The sequence below is a fragment of the Bacillota bacterium genome (assembly GCA_013314855.1).
Lineage (GTDB): Bacteria > Bacillota > Clostridia > Acetivibrionales > DUMC01 > Ch48.
The window spans coordinates 1-19,117 of sequence record JABUEW010000082.1 but is presented as its reverse complement, the minus strand read 5'-3'; the positions used below and the strand labels follow the sequence as shown (position 1 = coordinate 19,117).

General features: G+C 49.6%; 15 protein-coding genes and 4 pseudogenes. 16 read left to right on the top strand and 3 right to left on the bottom strand.

Annotated elements, in window-relative coordinates; genetic code table 11:
• Positions 1-127 precede the first annotated feature (127 nt).
• The 3 genes and pseudogenes from HPY74_13875 to HPY74_13865 all read left to right on the top strand — a co-directional run bounded on the left by HPY74_13875 (position 128) and on the right by HPY74_13865 (position 2,469).
• Positions 128-1,792, top strand: a pseudogene (locus HPY74_13875) (type IV secretory system conjugative DNA transfer family protein).
• A gap of 11 nt (positions 1,793-1,803) precedes the next feature.
• The gene (locus HPY74_13870; GenBank protein ID NSW91734.1) at positions 1,804-2,058 is read left to right on the top strand and encodes a helix-turn-helix domain-containing protein; all 255 of its coding nucleotides are present in this window, start codon (positions 1,804-1,806) and stop codon (positions 2,056-2,058) included.
• A 270-nt stretch (positions 2,059-2,328) separates the two neighbouring features.
• Positions 2,329-2,469 (top strand): helix-turn-helix transcriptional regulator, encoded by a 141-nt coding sequence (locus tag HPY74_13865; protein ID NSW91733.1) that lies wholly within the window; start codon positions 2,329-2,331, stop codon positions 2,467-2,469.
• A gap of 314 nt (positions 2,470-2,783) precedes the next feature.
• Here the strand turns inward: HPY74_13865 and HPY74_13860 are convergent, their stop codons facing one another.
• Together HPY74_13860 and HPY74_13855 are read right to left on the bottom strand one after the other, a co-directional pair.
• Positions 2,784-3,542: an ATP-binding protein gene (locus HPY74_13860; GenBank protein NSW91732.1), complete on the bottom strand. Its 759-nt coding sequence runs from the start codon at positions 3,540-3,542 to the stop codon at positions 2,784-2,786.
• Entirely contained in the window at positions 3,539-5,023 is a 1,485-nt protein-coding gene (locus HPY74_13855; GenBank protein NSW91731.1) for an IS21 family transposase, read from the bottom strand. The genes HPY74_13860 and HPY74_13855 overlap by 4 nt, the downstream gene beginning before the upstream one ends.
• A 98-nt stretch (positions 5,024-5,121) precedes the next feature.
• Here HPY74_13855 and HPY74_13850 point away from each other — a divergent pair.
• From HPY74_13850 to HPY74_13800, 11 genes and pseudogenes are all read left to right on the top strand, one after another.
• Positions 5,122-5,211, top strand: a pseudogene (locus HPY74_13850) (helix-turn-helix domain-containing protein).
• 239 nt (positions 5,212-5,450) lie between these two features.
• Positions 5,451-5,762: a hypothetical protein gene (locus HPY74_13845; protein NSW91730.1), complete on the top strand. Its 312-nt coding sequence runs from the start codon at positions 5,451-5,453 to the stop codon at positions 5,760-5,762.
• A 52-nt stretch (positions 5,763-5,814) separates the two neighbouring features.
• Complete coding sequence (locus HPY74_13840; GenBank protein ID NSW91729.1) at positions 5,815-6,186, top strand: hypothetical protein; 372 nt, start codon at positions 5,815-5,817, stop codon at positions 6,184-6,186.
• Positions 6,152-6,373 carry a recombinase family protein gene (locus HPY74_13835; GenBank protein NSW91728.1) on the top strand — a complete coding sequence of 74 codons (222 nt, stop codon included), beginning with the start codon at positions 6,152-6,154 and terminating at the stop codon, positions 6,371-6,373. The genes HPY74_13840 and HPY74_13835 overlap by 35 nt, the downstream gene beginning before the upstream one ends.
• A pseudogene (locus HPY74_13830) lies at positions 6,370-7,503 on the top strand (recombinase family protein). The gene HPY74_13835 and the pseudogene HPY74_13830 overlap by 4 nt, the downstream one beginning before the upstream one ends.
• A gap of 10 nt (positions 7,504-7,513) precedes the next feature.
• Entirely contained in the window at positions 7,514-7,792 is a 279-nt protein-coding gene (locus HPY74_13825) for a transposase (protein NSW91727.1), read from the top strand.
• Positions 7,793-7,824: 32 nt separating this feature from the next.
• A pseudogene (locus HPY74_13820) lies at positions 7,825-8,622 on the top strand (N-6 DNA methylase).
• Positions 8,619-9,179: a restriction endonuclease subunit S gene (locus HPY74_13815; GenBank protein NSW91726.1), complete on the top strand. Its 561-nt coding sequence runs from the start codon at positions 8,619-8,621 to the stop codon at positions 9,177-9,179. The pseudogene HPY74_13820 and the gene HPY74_13815 overlap by 4 nt, the downstream one beginning before the upstream one ends.
• Positions 9,180-9,298: 119 nt before the next feature.
• Positions 9,299-10,228 (top strand): restriction endonuclease subunit S, encoded by a 930-nt coding sequence (locus tag HPY74_13810; protein ID NSW91725.1) that lies wholly within the window; start codon positions 9,299-9,301, stop codon positions 10,226-10,228.
• Positions 10,225-11,031 (top strand): ImmA/IrrE family metallo-endopeptidase, encoded by an 807-nt coding sequence (locus HPY74_13805; GenBank protein ID NSW91724.1) that lies wholly within the window; start codon positions 10,225-10,227, stop codon positions 11,029-11,031. The genes HPY74_13810 and HPY74_13805 overlap by 4 nt, the downstream gene beginning before the upstream one ends.
• A gap of 61 nt (positions 11,032-11,092) precedes the next feature.
• The gene (locus HPY74_13800; GenBank protein NSW91723.1) at positions 11,093-11,707 is read left to right on the top strand and encodes a hypothetical protein; all 615 of its coding nucleotides are present in this window, start codon (positions 11,093-11,095) and stop codon (positions 11,705-11,707) included.
• Positions 11,708-11,766: 59 nt separating this feature from the next.
• On the opposite strand, the gene HPY74_13795 is transcribed toward HPY74_13800, so the two are convergent.
• Positions 11,767-12,465, bottom strand: a complete 699-nt coding sequence (locus tag HPY74_13795; protein NSW91722.1) for a response regulator transcription factor — start codon at positions 12,463-12,465, stop codon at positions 11,767-11,769.
• Positions 12,466-12,760: 295 nt separating this feature from the next.
• On the opposite strand from HPY74_13795, the gene HPY74_13790 reads away from it, so the two are divergent.
• Together HPY74_13790 and HPY74_13785 are read left to right on the top strand one after the other, a co-directional pair.
• A complete protein-coding gene (locus HPY74_13790) occupies positions 12,761-15,586 on the top strand; it encodes a response regulator (protein ID NSW91721.1) in 2,826 nt (941 codons plus the stop codon).
• A 357-nt stretch (positions 15,587-15,943) separates the two neighbouring features.
• Positions 15,944-19,117 (top strand): immunoglobulin domain-containing protein (locus HPY74_13785; protein NSW91720.1); only part of this gene is annotated, 3,174 nt, incomplete at its 3' end.

Genomic DNA, 19,117 nt, shown 5'->3' with positions numbered 1-19,117 from the left:
CCTTAATTGCACCTGATAAAATACTGTAATGATTTTGTACCAGCTATTTTCCATGCTGGAATATGTCACTGAAGATTAAATTGTCTTAAAATATTGCTTTTACTGAAAATTATTCTGTCCTATAACAGAAATCAAAAGGACATATGTCCATCTGCCCTACACGCCGACGCTGTGGCGGGGGAAAAAGAACTTGCCCTCCGCCCAGGGGCTGGTGGTGGGCTGCAAAATATCCCGCGGCCGCGTCACCGCCCTGGTGGACACCGGCGATATCCACTGCCTCATGATCGGCGCCGCGGGCGTCGGCAAGACGGCCCATTTCCTGTACCCCAACCTGGAATACGCCTGCGCCTCCGGCATGTCCTTCATCACAACCGACACCAAGGGCGACCTGTACCGCAACTACGGAGGCATCGCGAAGGAACACTACGGCTACGATGTGGCGGTCATTGACCTGCGCAATCCTACCAGAAGCGACGGCAACAACATGCTCCATCTGGCCAACAAGTATATGGACGCCTATATCGCCGATCCGGAGAACCTTTCTTTCAAAGCCAGAGCGGAGAAGTACGCCAAAATCATCGCCAAGACTATAATAAATCCGGGAGGTGCGGACGCGGCGGCCTACGGGCAAAACGCTTTCTTCTATGACGCCGCCGAGGGGCTTCTGACCTCCGTCATCCTGCTCGTCGCGGAATACTGCCCGCCGTCCAAGCAGCACATCATCAGCGTGTTCAAGCTGATCCAGGACCTGCTGGCTCCCTCCGGCGTCAAAGGGAAAAACCAATTCCAGCTGCTAATTGAAAAGCTGCCTCCGGAGCACAAGGCCCGCTGGTTCGCGGGGGCGGCTGTCAACAGCGCGGAACAGGCCATGCAGAGCGTCCTCTCCACGGCACTGTCTCGCCTGAACGCCTTTCTGGATTCCGAGCTGGAGCAAATCCTCTGCTTTGACACCGCCATCGACGCGGAAAAGTTCTGCACTAAAAAAAGCGCCATCTTCCTCGTCATGCCGGAGGAAGACAGCACAAAATACTTTTTGATCAGCCTCATCGTCCAGCAGCTCTACCGGGAGATGCTGGCCGTGGCCGACGAGCATGGCGGCAGGCTCCCCAACAGGGTCATGATGTACCTGGACGAGATCGGCACCATTCCCAAGATTGAATCCATCGAAATGATGTTTTCCGCCTCCCGTTCCCGCCGCATATCCATCGTGGCCATTATCCAGAGCTTCGCTCAATTGGAGAAGAACTACGGCAAGGAGGGCGCGTCCATCATTGTCGACAACTGCCAGGACATGGTGTTCGGCGGTTTCGCGCCCAACAGCGAGTCCGCTGAAGTTTTGTCAAAAGCCCTCGGCAACAGGACCGTAATGAGCGGCTCGGTAAGCCGCGGCAAAAACGATCCCGGCCAGTCCCTGCAGATGATCCAGCGCCCCCTGATGACGCCGGACGAGCTGAAAAGCATGCCCAAAGGCCGCTTCATCGTCACCAAGACCGGGGCCAATCCCATGCGCGGCACCCTCAAGCTGTTCCTCGAATGGGGCATCACCTTCGGCAAGCCCTATGAGATTGCGGAGAAATCCGCCCGCAAGGTGGTCTACGCCGACCGCGGGGAGCTGGAACAGGAAATCATCCGGCGGCACGCGGCCTGCGTGGATACCGACGAGGAACCGGAAGCGCCGCCGGCGGCAGTCGGCATGGCGCACGCGCCCGTCAGGGAAGAAGCGAAAGCCGCGCCGAAAACAAAAGCGCTGCTTAAATCAAGGCAGCCGGAAGCGCCTGTTCGGATTGAGTAGGAGGTGAAGCTGTGGGTTACTTTGCATCCCTTTATGCCTCGGAACTGCCCCACCGAGCGGTGGCCGTGTACATGTACCTCAAGGACCGGGCGGACAAGGACGGCAAGTGCTACCCGGCGATTAACACCATCGCCGCGGAGCTGAAGCTGTCCCGCAGCACCGTCAAGCGGGCCATCGGCGATCTTGTAAAAAGCGGCTGGATTCGCAAGGAGCAAAGATGGCGTGAAAACGGGGGAAAGAGCAGCTGCATGTATTATGTCCGGTAGCCGGACGCGCGCCGGGACGGCAGAAAACCTATCGCCGCGCCAAGGGGGCGGTCTGCCCCTTTGGCGAACCATGGCACGGTCCACGATGAGCCATCTACTGAACTGCCCACTCTGAAATATGTTAAAGAGCAGAAAAGAAACAAGAATACCCTTATTAGCTTATCCGGCATATTCTCTATACTATTTTGATATGTATGCGAACGCTGATTTTTATATTGTTTACGCTGATGTTTCATGGTAAAATATATGAAACGCAAGGAGGTGCCGGGTATGTCTGTGAGTTACAAGAAACTGTGGAAACTGTTGATTGATAAAGACATGAAAAAGAAGGACTTGAGAGAACAGGCAGGCATCAGCCATGCTTCTGTTGCGAAGATTGGCAGAAATGAAAACGTTACGACCGATTGTTGATTGTCAATAGAATTGACCCACTATGTGCAAATAAAATTGACCCACTAGAGAACAAAAATAACCAGCATTGTTCCCACCCCGGCGAAGCGAAATTTTGCCTTAGCTCGCTTCGCTCGGCCTTGACGGGGACCGGCAGCAGCCGGTGCCATATACAAATGGGCGAGGCGACAGCGATGGGGAGTATGGCGGATAAGGAACCGCCTCGCCCCAATCGATTATACCGGCTGCTGCCACCTATCAAGGCGGCAAAATTTCCGCATTCCAAAGGGAGCTCAGCTCAAGCTCCGGGGAGCATGAAGTTATGGTCTTGCTATTTAATGGTCGTTTGCTGCTTTTAGCTTGCCTTTGAGCCGGTAGCTTGTCCCGTTAATATAAAATATCCGGGCGTGATGGACAAGCCGGTCAATTATGGCCGCGGCCACCACCTGGTCGGAAAATATCTCCCCCCATTCGTTAAAGTTATAGTTGCTGGTTAAGATAATACTCCCCTTCTCATAGCGCATGGAGACCAGGCGGAAGAGAAGGTTGGCCTGTTCTTTACTCACGGGCATATAGCCAAGCTCATCTATGATTAAAAGGTTAAGCCGGGAATAGCCCAACAGCTTGTCGACTAGACTACCGTCCCTTAAGCTAAGCATTAATTCTTCCAGCAGTTTCTGGGCCGTAATAAACACCACCCGGTACCTGGCCATGCATGCCTTAATGCCCAGGGCTACCGACAGGTGGGTCTTACCGACTCCGGGCGGGCCTAAGAAAATCACATTTTCTTTTTTCTCGATAAAATCCAGGGAGCTTAAAGCGATGATTTCTTTTTCTCGCAATGACGGTTGAAAGCCAAAGTCAAATTCCTCCAGTGTTTTGATGAATGGAAAGCGGGCTTTGTTAATTTTCGTCTTGACTGTGCCCTCGTTTTTTCTTTTCAGTTCCTCTTCAAAGAGCAGGGAGAGGTATTCTGCATAAGACAGGTTGTTTTGGGACGCCTTTTCTGTCAGTTCCCGGTAGTGAGTAAGCATTCCTTTTAGTTTTAAGGCCTGCATCTGGCTTTCCAGGTAACTGGTTAGCTTATTGCTCATGAAACTGCCGCCTCGCTTTCATCCTGGGCATAACAGGAAAGGTCACGTTTGATTTTCACCGGTGGCAGATTAAGACTTGCCTGGTCATAATCCAGAGAAAGCGGGGCAATTTCATTCTTCTCCAGCAGCCTTTTAATACTGTTTTTGTGGTAGGAGCCGATTTTTAGGCACTCCCTAATGGCTGCAGTAATAGCTTCAGGGGTATATATATTTTCATAGCGCAGAATTTCTGCTAAATGCCAGTACAGGTTGGCGCCTGTATGGTCGCGCAGCCCTTCTAGATAAATCCGGCCAGTTTCGCCAAAAGTGCTGATAAATTTCCCGGCCAGGGCGGAGCGAACTTTGGTCTTCTTTTCCTGGTATTGACGGTTGATGGCTTCATGTTCGGGATGAACCGGACGGTTGGTTTGTTTTTGCAGATAAAGATCAAACTCGTCCACCAGTTTTCCTGCCTCGTCATATACCTTCATGCGCCGGCCATAGATGATTTCTATCCATACCCTCTTGGTGCAATAGCGCATGGGTACGGGGTAAAGATTGCCGTCATGGGAAATATAGCCGTCATTACTTACTTTCCTGGGTTCTTTGCATTGTAGTAAAGCCGGCTCGATAGAGGGTATTTTTAAAAGATGCGCCTTCTCTTCTGCAAACATTTGCTCTGGTGAGCGGCCTAACTTGCTGTGGGGTCTTTTATTGTATGCATCCTGGAATTCTCCAAGTTTAACAGCAAATTCACTTAAACTTGCCACCTCCAGGCCACGCAGCAGTTGTTCCTGGACATAATAAAAGGGGTGTTCCACTTTTCCTTTCGTTCTAGGACGGTAGTTTTCGCAGGCTGATGGCTTAATACCATACAGCCCGCAGAATTTCAGAAATTCGTTATTGTAACGGATGATACCGTCCTTCTGATGGGTGATAACCATTTGCTTGCCATTGTCCATCACCAACTCCAGGGCATAGCCGCCAAAAAAGTCAAACGCTTCAACCAGGGCTCGGATCACATCGGCAGTGGTTATGCTCAAGGAGAAGGTGTAAAATTTCATCCGACTACAGGATAAGACCACTTCGTGGATATATATTTTTACCAGCTTTCCATCAACCGGCAGCAGCCACTCCTTCCAATCGTACTGCATTTGCTTGCCCGGGCCGGTTTCCACCCGCGTGGTGGCTAATTTAGCGGCCTGATCATCTTCTTTAAAGGCCCGCAGGAAACGGTGTACACTGGACAGTGAGCCGTGATAGCCTTTTTGAACTAGTTCTTTGTGGATTCGTGTGCCAATATAACCCTTGTCGAGCATGGCCTGGATTTCTTCCCGGTACCTGTCCAGTTGTTTTTGATACTCCTTGGCTTTAAACTGTGGCGGATTGGCATCTTTAAGGTACTTCCTGACGGTATTCCTTGATACGCCCAGTGTCCGGGCTATTTTCCTGATGCTGACCCCCTGGGTATGCAGTGCTTTGATGCGTTGCCATTTGTACATGCTTACCACCTCTTTTGCCTCCCCCTCTCGAGGGAGATTTTATCATAGGGTGGGTCAGTTTTACTTGACGATCGGGGGTCAATTCTATTTTACGATCTACAACCGATATTCTCGTCAAGATTTGCAAAGCTTTAAACTGTGATATTTCAGATATCATGGAAATTGTTGACGATACAAAAACGCATTAGAGAGCCGCTCTTTTCAATTCGCAGGCAAACGCGCTTAAACTGGAGGCGGAAAGGCTGAAAAAGGAAAAAGCGGCGCTCACCGCCGCAATCAGCGAGTTTTCGGCGGTTTCATCGGCCGAGGAGGTCTATCGCTATCTTTCCCGCCGGGGATATATGGAGGAATTCGATAAAGATTTCTTTGACCGCTTTGTGAAAAGCATGACGGTCTTTTCGCCGGCTGAAATCGGCTTCCGCTTAAAGTGCGGCCTTGTCCTGCGGGAAAGGATGGAAAGATAATAAGGCACATACCTTACGGATACAGGATCGAAAACGGGCAAGCCGTTTTGGATCCGGACGAGGCGCAGAGGGTGTGGGCGTTTTTTGAAGACTACCTCAAGGGAACTTCGCAGCAGGAAGCGGCAAGGCGAAACGGCATCCACAGTGCGCAGGCGACCCTGGGAAAGATGCTGCGGGACAGTAAATATCTTGGCGACGGTTTTTATCCTCCCGTCATATCTCAGGAAATTTATGACTGGGCGCAAGAGGAGCGCAAAGCGGCGCGCTTTGCATGAAAATTGCCCGATGATCCCCGAAGCGGCATTGGAAAAAGCGTTTATGGAGCTTATGCGGTCGATCGATTTATCTGATTTGCAGGACGGCCCGAAAAGGGCCGCGCCGGATATTGAAATCAAATATGACGACCCGGTAAAGCAGGCGGAGTACGCGTATTCGCTTATCGAAATAGACGACTTTGCTTATCTGACGAAAAAGCTTAAAAAGCTGCTCCTGGAAGCGCCGCCGGTCTTCGACGGGGAGTTTATGAAAAGTGTCGTCCGGCGCATAACGGTATGCGGGGATAGGGCGGAGTTTGAGCTTTTAAACGGCAAAACCTACGGAAAGGAGTTGAGTTTGGGTGCTGCAGACGGCAAGGAACGTGTCGGTCATACCGGCGCAAAGAAATATGCACCTGGCGGCGGAGGACAGCGCCGGGCATAAGCTGCGGGTGGCGGCCTACTGCCGGGTTTCCACCGACGAGGAGGAGCAGGCCTCCAGCTACGAGGTGCAAATCGAGCATTACACGTCTTTCATACAGGGCAATCCGGAGTGGGAGCTGGCTGGCATATTTGCCGACGAGGGCATCTCCGGCACCAATACGAAAAAAGGGCGGAATTCAACCGCATGATCGAGGAATGCATGGCGGGCAAAATCGATATGGTGATAACCAAATCCATCAGCCGCTTCGCCCGAAACACCCTCGACTGCCTGAAATACATCCGGCAATTAAAAGACAAGGGCATCCCGGTATTTTTCGAGAAGGAAAACATCAACACCATGGATTCCAAGGGCGAGGTCATGCTGACAATCATGGCCAGCCTCGCCCAGCAAGAGAGCGAATCCCTAAGCCAGAATGTAAAGCTGGGGATACAGTACCGCTACCAGCAGGGGGAGATACAGGTCAACCATACCCGCTTTCTGGGCTATACCAAGGACGCAAACAAGCAGCTTGTGGTTGTGCCGGAAGAGGCGGAGATTGTCAAGCGCATTTTCCGCGAGTTTCTCGAAGGCTCAAGCCTTCTGCAGATAGGAAAGGGGCTCGAGGCCGACGGGATCCTTACCGCGGCGGGCAAGCCCAAGTGGCGGCCGGAAACGATAAGGAAGATACTGAAAAACGAAAAATACATGGAGGACGCGCTTCTCCAGAAGACCTACACCGTCGATTGCCTGACCAAAAAGCGGGTAATCAACAACGGCATTGTCCCGCAGTATTATGTGGAAAACAGCCACGAGGCGATCATCCCAAGGGAAATCTACATGCAGGTTCAGGAGGAGCTTGCAAGGCGGGCCAAGCCTTTCACCGACGTCGGCGGGAAAATGCGGTGCTACAGCTGCAAGTACGCGCTTTCAAGCATCGTCTTTTGCGGCGACTGCGGGGAGTTGTACCGGCGCATTACCTGGTATTACGGCAACCGGCCGACGGTGGTCTGGCGGTGCGTCAGGAAGATTGAGTGCCGTACGCCTGAGTGCCATTCGCAGAGCGTCAAGGAAGCGGATCTCAAGCGTGGTGTGGTGAAGGCAATCAACAAGCTGGTGCTGGGCAAGGAGGAGTTTATCTCCGCCATGCGGAAAAACGTGGAGGCCGTCATAGGCGGCGGAGCCGGGCAGGGCGTTGATGAAATCGAGGAAAAGCTTGCGCAGCTTCAGGACGAGCTTGTAAGGCTCGCCAGCGGCGGGCAAAACTATGAGGCGGTGGTCGAGGAGATTTACCGCCTGCGGGAGATCAAGGGCAAAATCCTTTCGGGCAGCGCCGACATTCAGCCGAACGATGGATGAGGCGGAAAAAAGCTTTGACAGTCTGTACTCGTGGATGCGCCGCTGTCGCCTGCAACCGATGAAGGAGGTGGCGGAAGCACTGATGCGCCATAAAGACAAGATCCTGGCCTACTTTAAAAACCGCGTTACCAACGCCATTTGCGAGGGGATAAGCTCTATGATTCAGGCGGCAAAACGAAAGGCAAGAGGATTCCGCACCTTCGAGGGCTTCTCCTCCATGATTTACCTCGTTGCCGGCAAGCTCCAACTCGCTGTACCCAGCCCCTTCTGAAATCAGCTATCCACTAAAACAGGAGTAGAACCCAAAAAACCATTAGAGGCATCGAAAAGAAGCCTTTCCCATTTTTACTGTGCGTCACTAACTTGATTGCACATGGCATTGATGTGCCATTGATTAGGCACGACAATACCTTGCGTACACCGACAACAGATTATAGCTTGGCTGACAAGGTAGATGTGATTGTTACCAATCCGCCTTTTGGAGGGGCGGAAGAAAAAGCTATTTCTCAGTCGGTACCCGCAGAATTACGAAACACGGAAACGGCGGATCTGTTTTTGGTACATATCATGGCGCTTCTCAAAGACGGCGGACGCTGCGGCATGGTTTTGCCGGATGGATTTTTATTTGGAACAGGTGTAAAAGCTGCTATCAAGAAAAAGCTGCTGGAGGAAAACAATCTGCATACTATTGTTCGTTTGCCTAAGGACGTTTTTGCGCCGTATACCAACATCAATACGAATCTGCTTTTCTTTACAAAAGGTAAACCCACACAAGGCGTATGGTTTTATCGCTTGGAAATGCCTCAAGGCTATAAGCATTTTTCAAAAACAAAGCCGATGTTGGACGAGCACTTCGCGCCTGTGCATGAATGGTGGAATAATCGCAAAGAGAGTGATGTTTCTCAATATGTTCCTGTGGAGGATATCGTTGCGGCGGAGTATAATTTGGATTTTTGTGGTTTTCCTCACGAAACCGAGGAAATTTTGCCTCCAGATGAATTTATTGCGCAATATCGCAATGAGAAGGCAATTTTAACAGAGAGAATTGAAAGTATTCTCGAAAAGATCCAAACAGCCTTGGCACAGGAGGATGTGCTATGAAAGCAGCGGAATTGCGTAAGTCTATATTGCAAGCGGCGGTACAGGGAAAACTTGTGCCTCAGGATATACATGACGAACCGGCTTCGGTTTTGCTGGAACGCATTCGTGCGGAAAAAGATCGTCTTATGAAAGAAGGGAAAATAAAGAAAGAAAATCCCCTGCCACCTATTACAGAGGACGAAATCCCCTACGACTTGCCGGAGGGGTGGGTTTGGTGCAGGTTGGGGGACATTGTTATCCAAAATATCGGTGGAGGAACACCTTCTAAGCAAAACTCAGCGTACTGGAATGGTAATATACCATGGGCGAGCGTAAAAGATCTTACAGGGCCAATATTAGACAAAACACGAGATTATATAACTGAGTTAGGGTTAGAAGAAAGCTCATCTAACCTTATACCTGCCAATAGTATTATTGTTTGTACTCGTATGGGACTAGGTAAAATATCTATTAACACAATTCCTGTGGCAATCAACCAAGATTTAAGGGCTCTAATTATTTCAAGAATGGACATTGATTTACGATATGATATATTATCGCATACTATAAAACTTTGAGTATCCGAGGTGAGGGTACAACAGTTAAGGGTATTTCAATTGAGGAATTACATAACATGCTTTTCCCGCTTCCCCCTTTTGCCGAGCAACAGCGCATTGTTGCAAAAGTGAATGAATTAATGGCACTGTGCGATGAATTAGAAGAAGCCGAGCAGGAACTGGATGCTCTTGAGAGCCGTTTTGAAGAGTATTTACCGAAATCCATACTTCAAGCGGCGGTACAGGGAAAACTTGTGCCGCAGGATCTCCATGACGAACCGGCTTCGGTTTTGCTGGAGCGCATTCGTGCTGAAAAAGCTCGTCTTGTGAAAGAAGGGAAAATAAAAAAAGAAAAGCCTCTACCTCCTATTTCAGAGGATGAAATTCCCTACGACTTGCCTGAGGGATGGGTTTGGTGCAGGTTGGGGGAATTATGTAACTTTGGTGTAACTATTAGTACTATACCGGACAATATTCCAGATGATGCTTGGGTATTAGAATTAGAAGATATTCATAAGGATACAGGTGAAATTGTTCAATATAAGACAAAGGCAGAAAGGAAATCAAAAAGTTCGAAACATGTGTTTTATAAAGGAGATGTTTTATATAGTAAACTCAGGCCATATTTAAACAAGGTAACAATTGCAGAAAAAGATGGATATTGCTCATCAGAGATATTACCTTTGCAGTTTTGTAAAGATATTTATCCACAATATGCCATTTGTTTTCTTCGTAGTCCTACTTTTGTTGATTATGCGATAGAACGCTCGTACGGAGTAAAAATGCCTCGTTTAGGAACAGAAGACGGAAGAAATGCTCTATTCCCTCTTCCCCCTCTTGCCGAGCAACAGCGCATTGTTGCTAAAGTAAATGAATTAATGGCATTATGCGCGGAAATAAAAGCTGTAAAAACCAAACCAATTGAACAAAGGGATACTAACAAGGTTATAGACTTCCCAGCGATTAAACAAGATGGGCAACTTCAGTTAGCAGCTCGTGGTGAAATAAGTAAAAAGTCTTCTACCGAATTGATGCAAGCGATTGATGATATGTTTGCGGAGGATGAATGATGTTTACCGCAAACACTCCGTCGACCAAAGCAAAATGGGTTTTGGAAACAATGGGTATAAAGGGGGTTCCGGCTCCATATTTTGACGATATCGCGCGTCAGGAGAAGATAAAAGTTAAGCGATGTTCTTTGCCTTCAGAAAAGGATTTGAGCGGGATGCTGATATATAGAGGTGAAATGAAAGGTATCCTTATCAATACATATATTGAAAACATCGGACGCCAAAACTTTACTTTTGCCCATGAGCTTGGCCATTATTTTTTAAAGCATAAACCTCCATATGTATTAGATGGGGAGTCAAGTTTCAGATGCTCAAATCAAGACATGGAAGTTGTAGATAACTATTCTTCTATAGAAGCTGAGGCGAATCAATTCGCTGTCGAATTATTAATGCCTGAGTTGCTTTTTAAGCCACTCTTAGCAGGAACTGTTTTTGATTTTACCTTAATGAGTAGTTTGGCAAACCAGTTTTATGTATCAAAGCACGCGTGCGGGAACAGGATTTTAGATTTTATGAAGGAACCCTATATTCTTATATGCTCCAAGGGGACATCCGTTACCGCAATCAAATGCTCAAATGCAGCCAAGAGATTTGGGAAAGTAGTAAAAAATATTCCTACAGAAAGTCATGCATACAGAGCGATTCAATATGAGCAGAATCAAAAGCAGTTCTATCTTTCGCCTGGCTCTGTATGGTTTGGACAATTATATAGCAATATTATTGTTTACGAGTGCACTCGGGGAAATTATGAGCATGATGTATCTATGACTATTTTGAAAGTAGAGTATTATACAAACCACTGAGGATTAGCATGAGTGGTACCGGAAGAATTTTATGCAAAGAAGATGTCACTGGAGAAGACATATGGAAAAGAAAACTGTCGAAAAAGGATGCAAATATCCTGCCATTGAAATAAAGAAAAAGACAGGCAACGAACAATTTTTGAATGCAGGCAGCGATGTCTGTACGCTAAGAGATTTTTGGGTCTGGGCGTATTCTGATCTTATTGGTAATACCGAAAGAGACAGACTGGCTGAATTCATAGTTGCTATGGCGCTTGGTATTACAGAGGGTATTAGTGTATCGTGGGATAAATATGATTTGCTTTCCAAAGAAGGCATTCGTGTAGAAGTCAAAACTTCTGCATATCTTCAGTCTTGGAGCCAACAGAATTTATCAAAAATAAGCTTTGGTATCCAGCCAACCTATGGCTGGGACAGCGTTACAAATGAATATGATGCAGAAAAAAAGCGTCAATCCGACGTCTATGTGTTTTGCATACTAAAACATAAGGAGCAGGCGACCCTTAATCCGCTTGACTTGTTACAATGGGATTTTTATGTTTTGTCGACGGCTGTTCTAAACAAAACGGCGCCGGGGCAAAAAACGATATCACTTAGAAGCCTTATGGACAAAGGAGCCAAGCAATGCGAATACGCGATGCTGTATGAAACTATCAAGAGCGAAGCAGCTCGTTGAAGGATATTCACTATTTGCTTGAACAGTTTATGCGAGAACAGGATGCATATGCAGCGCGCCTAACGGCTGCTGAACATATAGCCGACCCCTTTCAGCGTGGCAATGTACCTGGGGCTGTTGGGGTCCTCCCCCAGCTTTCTGCGCAGGTTGCTGATATGGGTCATCAAAGCCTTCTGGCTGATGGACCGGGGGTGATTCCACACCGCCTCGATCAATTGGTCGGAACTGAAGTACCGGTTGGGGTTCTGAGCCAGAAAAAGAAGCAGGTCATACTCCTTGACGGTAAGCTCCACCCGTTCTCCTTTCATCTCCACGGTACGGTCGAACAGGTTGATGCGCAGGTCGCCAAATGCAAGAACGGCAGGCTCATCCTCCTGCAATGCACACTGCTTCCGGAAGCGGCGCAGTTGCGCCCTGACCCTGGCAACCACCTCCACGGGGTTGAAGGGCTTTTTGACGTAATCGTCCCCGCCGATGCCAAGCCCCAGCGCCACTTCATGGGGAGCGTCCCTTGAGGTGATGAAGATAATGGGCACCTCGGATTTTTTGCGGAGCTCATGGCAGATTTCCAGACCGTCCAGCCCCGGCAGCAGGATGTCCAGCAGTATCAGGTCGGGCCTGAAAAAGGCGGTTTTGTCCAGGACATGACTCCCACTGTAAACCGAAAACACCTTGAAGCCTTCTCTTTCAAGATAATGGGTAAGAAGCTCATGGACAACCGCCTCATCGTCCACAATCATGATTTTTTCGCCTGCCAAGATTCAAGCCTCCTTCCTTCTATATCCCTCAAATATCTGCTATAATACCAATATATATTAAATTATAGCATATTTCATTGATATGTTGCAATTTTAGTACAGGAGACAGGAGGTGCATATCTTGAGCAATGCCGGAAAGCTGAAAACAGCGGTATTTCTTCTCCTGGCCGCAGCAGTCCTGGGGACCGCGGCCTTTTACATATCCGGACATCTGTCGTCGAAGGCGCCGCAGCCCCCCCGGGCTGCACAGGGCATGCTTGACCTCAGGAACTGGTCCTTCGGGCGGGATGGCGTTTTGAGCCTGGAAGGCGAGTGGGAATTCTACTGGCAAAAGCTTCTTGCCCCCGAAGATTTTAAAAGCGGCGGGGCAGCTTCCCTGACCGTATTTATTCGCGTTCCCGGCACCTGGAACGGTTACGCGCCGCCGGGGAGCGGGAAAGGACAAAAGCTGCCGGGCGAGGGCTATGCCACCTACCGGCTTGTTGTCCATACCAATGCCGGCGAGCCGGTGCTGGGCCTTAAAATACTGGATTTTGCCACTTCCTACCGCCTGTGGGTCAACGGCGAGCTCCTCTCGGAAAACGGCAGGGTAGGGACAAGCAAGGACGAAACCCGACCCCAGTCCTTTCCCCGACTTGTCAGCTTCCCAAACGATGCCGGAACTGTTGAAATCGTACTGCAGATCGCCAATTTCACCCACCGCAAGGGAGGCATCTGGACGGACATAAAAATGGGCACTCCCGGCCAGCTCCAGGCACTGCGGGAAAAACAGGCCTTCAGCACCCTATTTTTGTGCGGCGGCCTGATGATCATGGCCGTATACCACCTGGGGCTTTACCTGCTGCGCCGCAAGGACAGGGCTCCTCTTTTCTGCGCCCTGCTCTGCTTATTCATAGCGGCAAGGGCAAGCGTCACAGGCGAGATTTTCCTTTTAAGCTATTTTCCGGACTTAAGCTGGAACGCTGTCTATATCGTGCAGTACCTCGGATTTTATCTGGCGCTCCCAGCCTTTCTCCAGTTTATGAGAATACTGTACCCTGATGAGATGCCCGCAAAGCTTACCGCAGCCGCCTGGGCTACCGGCGCCGCCTCAAGCCTCACCGTGCTCATTGCCCCGCCCAGGGTGTACACCTGGCTCATGCCCTTCTATGAGGCGTACGCCGTCGCCCTGCTGCTTTTTGTTCTGGGCCCCGTTTTGATCCGCGCCATAGCCGGGGGACGCGAGGGCGCCGCCCTTTTCCTTCCCGGCACCGCGGCCCTTGTGCTGGCGGTCGTCAACGACTCCCTGGTCTCCAACGATATCCTGTGGGGCCCCTACATCGGCGATTTCGGCGTGTTCGTCTTTATATTCTTCCAGTGCTGCGTCCTGTCCATGCGCTTCTCCCGTTCCTTTGCCACCGTGGAAAAGCTCTCGGAGGAAATGCGGGACAAAAACGCCGAGCTTATAAAGCTGGACGGCGAGAGGGGCGAAGCCTTAGAAAGGCTGGAGGAATACAGCCGGAACCTGGAGAACATTGTGCAGGAAAGGACCTCCGACCTTGCCAGGGCCAAGGAGGAAGCGGACCTGGCCAGCCGCGCCAAAAGCGATTTTCTGGCCACCATGAGCCATGAAATCCGAACTCCCATGAACGGCATGCTGGGCATGCTGGAGCTCCTGGAGACCACTCCCCTGAATGAGGAGCAAAGGGAGTATGTTTCTGTGGTCAGGGACTGCTCAAACCTCCTGCTTTCCCTTATCAACGATGTGCTGGACCTGAGCAGGATAGAAAAGGGAGCGGTTTCCCTGGAAGAAAAGGATTTTGAGACAAAAAGCATGGAGCGTTACCTGGTAAGCCTCATCGAACCCATGGCCGCCAGGAAAGGGCTGGACTTTGTCTGCGAATTCTCCCCGTCGGTGCCGCCTGTCCTCAGGGGCGACCCGGTGCGCCTGCGCCAGGTGCTTTTAAACCTTTTGAACAACGCCGTCAAATTCACCGAAAAGGGATGCATTACCCTGCGGGCATATGTGACAGGGAACGAAATCACCTTCGAGGTGGAAGACACCGGCCCCGGCATACCGGAGGGAATAAGGGGGAGCATCTTTAAGCCATTCACCCGGGGACATTCCGGGACGGACAGCATACACGACGGCGCCGGCCTCGGGCTTTCCATATGCAGGCGCCTGGCGGAGCTGATGGGCGGCGGCATCGGCTTTGAGACAACCGCAGGAGCCGGTTCGCTGTTCAGGTTTACCGTTCCCTTAAAGGTTTCCGATGCCGGGACGGGCCTGGAGGAGGCAAAGCCCGCCAACGGCGGGACGAAAGCGTCATACCTGTGGGAAAACAGCCCGGGGACGGTGCTGGTTGTAGATGATTTTGAATTCAACCGCCGGGTGCTGTCCATGCAGCTTGGCAAGCTGGGGCTCGAAGCGGAAACCGCCGCCGGCGGGCAGGAAGCGGTGGAGATGTTTTCCCAAAAGAATTATGCCCTGGTTTTGATGGACTGCCGCATGCCGGGCATGGACGGCTTTCAGGCCGCAGCAGCCATCCGCAGGCTGGAGGCCGGGAAAAACAAGCACACACCCATCATCGCCGTCACCGCCGGCGCGTCCCCTGAGGAAAAGGAAAGGAGCCTTAGCGCCGGCATGGACGATTACATAAAAAAGCCAGTCCTGCTGGACACCCTGTCCGGGACGCTGGCGCGCTGGCTGCCGGGCGCCGTGAAAAGCGGGCGGCAGGTTTTGGGGAGCGCTTTCGCCGAAGCCACCGCCGCAAGCCGGGATATTCTCCCCTCCTTTGTGCCGGAGGAAAAAAAGGCGGAGCTGCTGCAAACGGTGGGTGCGGACCCGGCGCTTTTGTCCCGGGTGCTGGCCGCCTTCCTGCGTGATATGCCGGAAAAACTTGCCGCGCTGGAAGCCGCCCTTAAAGAAAAGGACGCCGTAAATGTCCGGCTGCTCTCCCATGGGATGAAATCAAGCGGGCAGTTTATAGGAGCCGCCTCCTTTGCCGCCCTATGCAGAGAACTGGAGGAGAAGACAAACGCCGGCACCCTTGAGGGAGCCGATGAGCTGGCGGAAAAAATCCGCCGGGAGCTTCTGGGAATTCAAAAAGAACTGGCACAATATGCAGGAGAAATGACTTAACAGTAAGTGCCTGGTATCAGATGTCTTATATGGCAGGGACTCGGACGCGGACCACGACAGGCGGTCTGCGTTTTTTATTGCCTAAAGCGACATTTTTACCTAAATTTCCACATAATTATAAAAAAATTTCATTCTTTACCTTCCCTAAAGGTAAAAAGGGATTGAGACTAAAGGTTGCTCTGCTATAATATTTGAACAAAAAGTATGGCTGAAAAATGCATTATGATTTCATTCATAAATATAGAAGCAGTCATATATTCCGGCATTTATTGTCTGAATTAATTGGTTTACAGATATGCTGTTTTGGTGGAGGATTTTTCATAAACTTTTCTTTTTACAAAGGAGGCTCAGTAAATCATGAGAAAATGCGTGGGAATTCTTATAATTGTAATGATATTAGGTGTATACCTGGTATATTCTTCATCTGAAGCTTATGCCGCTACTCAGATAATTTCGCAGGAATTTCAGTCGATGCCGAGCTTTAGCAGCCAATTCAGCTCTCCCTCCGAAAGTGCAGCTACCTGGAATACAGCTCCGGGCGGTAATGCAGGCAAGTTCAATAATCAGCTGCAGGTAATTGCCAACGGGCCGGTTGTAACCGCCAGGACATTATCATACCCCCTTTATCCGTGGAAAAATTATAGTTCCTCTATTGATATAAAATTACCGTCTGATTATACCATGAATTATCGGGTGATTGTTGCGTACAGTTTTGGAAATTATAATGCGGAAGATTTTGTAAACGACCAGTCGAACTGGACGATTATCAAGGAATTCTCATCAACCGGAGAGAAAGGAAATAACAATACTTGGACCAGTTATGAAAAATTCATGTCAAGCTTTGACTCAAATAAAATTAATTTTGTTTTCTATGTTGAATCCAGCGGTAGCGGATTGACAGTGGGATTTGACAATCTCAGGATTATGGATTATGGTGCGCAAATTCTAATCGACTCTCAACCGCAGGATTTAACAGTTACAGAGGGAAAAACAGCTACATTTACTGTAGAGGCAAGAGGAGTAGACTTAAGATACCAATGGAAAAAGGATGGCGTTGAACTGAATACAGGTGATGGATATGTCACTTTACCAAATATACCAACATTGACTATCAATAATGTCAAGAAATCGCACGAAGGCAGCTACACTGTAATGATAACGAGTAACCTATATGGCGGTAGTGTTACCAGTAATGCCGCCACATTGACGGTAAATCCGAATAATCCGCCCGCAGCGAAAGATCCGGTGCCAACCCAAAGCGTTACTGAAGGAAGCACAGCCGCTTTTAACGCAGCCGACATCGCTGAGGATGTGGACAATGACCCGCTGACCATCACGGCCATTGTGACAGGTCCGGATTCCGCAAAGGCGACGGCAAGCCTTGACAGCGGCACCGTAACGCTCACCGGCGTGGCGGTGGGCAGCACCTCGCTTGTTGTCACAGTCAGCGACGGGACGGATACAGCAGATGTAACCGTACCGGTTTCCGTCACGGCAGCTCCTGTAGCTCCGACCATCATCACTCAACCATCCAGCCAAACGGTGACCGCGGGACAGACAGCTTTCTTCACGGTAACAGCGTCAGGAACTGAACCTTTGAGCTACCAGTGGAAGAAGGACGACAATAACCTTTCTGACGGCGGCAATATCAGCGGAGCCACCACGGACACATTGACCATCAACAACGCCCAGGTGGCGGACGCTGGAAATTACACTGTAGTGGTAACCAATGCAGCGGGCAGTGTGACCAGCGATGAAGCAACGCTAACTGTAAATGCCACACCAGCATACAGTGCGCCGGTTTTGGATACAGATGGATTCCCGATGCTCAATTCAATTGATGAAGATGATTATTCTTCAAACGGAAATACAATTGCACAAATTGTTACGGATGGCTCGATTACCTACTTTGATGGCTCAACGGCTGAAAATATAGCTGTTACATCGGTAGATAACACCAACGGTAAATGGCAGTACTCAATAAACGGAGGCATTACATGGCTGGATGTCAGTGATGTAACAGGAAGAGTTATAGATCTTAGCGCCAATTCCCTTCTACTGGACGAAAATGCCCGCCTTCGTTTTGTGCCCAATGCCAATTGGAATGGAACATCCACCTTTACATACAGAGCATGGCAGAATAATGCGGCAGGCTTGCAGCTGGATGGCGTTGATGATTATGTGGCTGTATCTGGTTTGGGTACTTATCCCGCCATTACGATAGAAAGTTGGATACGTATAGATAGCTTTTCAGACGGCTTTAATGTCATCATGAATGGCAATAACTGGGAAATACCTGGCTTGCTGCACAGCCAGTTCCTCAAGGGAAACCCGACACAGCTGGAAATTGCAGTATATGGTTCGCCGACACCGTACGTCCGATTTGATTACGACTTCAATCAGATTGTCGGCAGATGGACCCATATTGCCGTTACAATTAACAAAGCTACTGGAAATTACAAGCTTTATGTGGACGGCGTATATAAAGAGACAAAGTATCGTAACTTGGCAAATATCCCCGGCATTAATGTAAGCAGTTTCAGTTTAGGCGCATGGAACAACAGCGGGACAATGCAGCGTTTCAGCAGAGGAATCTTCAGCGATTTTCGCTTGTGGAGCGTGGAGCGCAGCGAAGCCGAATTGGCGGCCAACATGGCTAACGGTTCTTTAACGGGAAATGAAAGCGGACTTATAGGCTACTGGAAGTTTAATGAAGGGAATGGGACGGTTGTGGCAGATAGCGGGCCTGGAAGCCACAACGGAATTATTCACGGCGGAGCTGCATGGATCAGTTCTTCCGGCCAGACAGCCAATACCACTGTCAACGGAGGATCGACGTATTTTAGTGAAGCTGAGGAAACAGCAAACATTGCCGTAAATGCCGTAAATGATGCTCCGTCTCAGCCTGGCGCATTTACAACGCCATCATTGGGGCAGTCCTTTGTAAGTGGAAGCAATATAAATGTTGCTTGGGGAGAAGCAACAGATATAGAAGGAGACATTATAACATACACAGTTGACTTTTGGGATGGGAATATCTGGATAACGAATGTATATTCAGGAACTAATACATCGTTCGCTTTCAGCGATACCGGTGGAATTAATACATCATCGGCAAGGTTCAGAGTAAAAGCCAGTGATGCAGAAGTATCCTCGAGTTACAGCGAAAGTGATGAATTTAATATCGTAAACACTTACACAGTAACCTTCAAGAACTGGGACGGAAGTGAACTTAAGACAGAGGCAGTAGAGCATGGCGGCTCAGCGACAGCACCGTCAGAACCGACCAGAGAAGGCTACCATTTCACCGGCTGGGATGCTGACTTTAGTAATATAACTTCCGACCTGACGGTGACTGCAATTTTTGCGATAAATGAATACACACTGACCTATACAGCAGGAGGACACGGAAGCATTGAAGGAAGTGCAACCCAGACTGTTACTCATGGAAGTAATGGAACTGCTGTAACTGCTGTACCGGATGAAGGCTACCACTTTGTCAAGTGGAGTGACGGCTTAACCACTGCAACC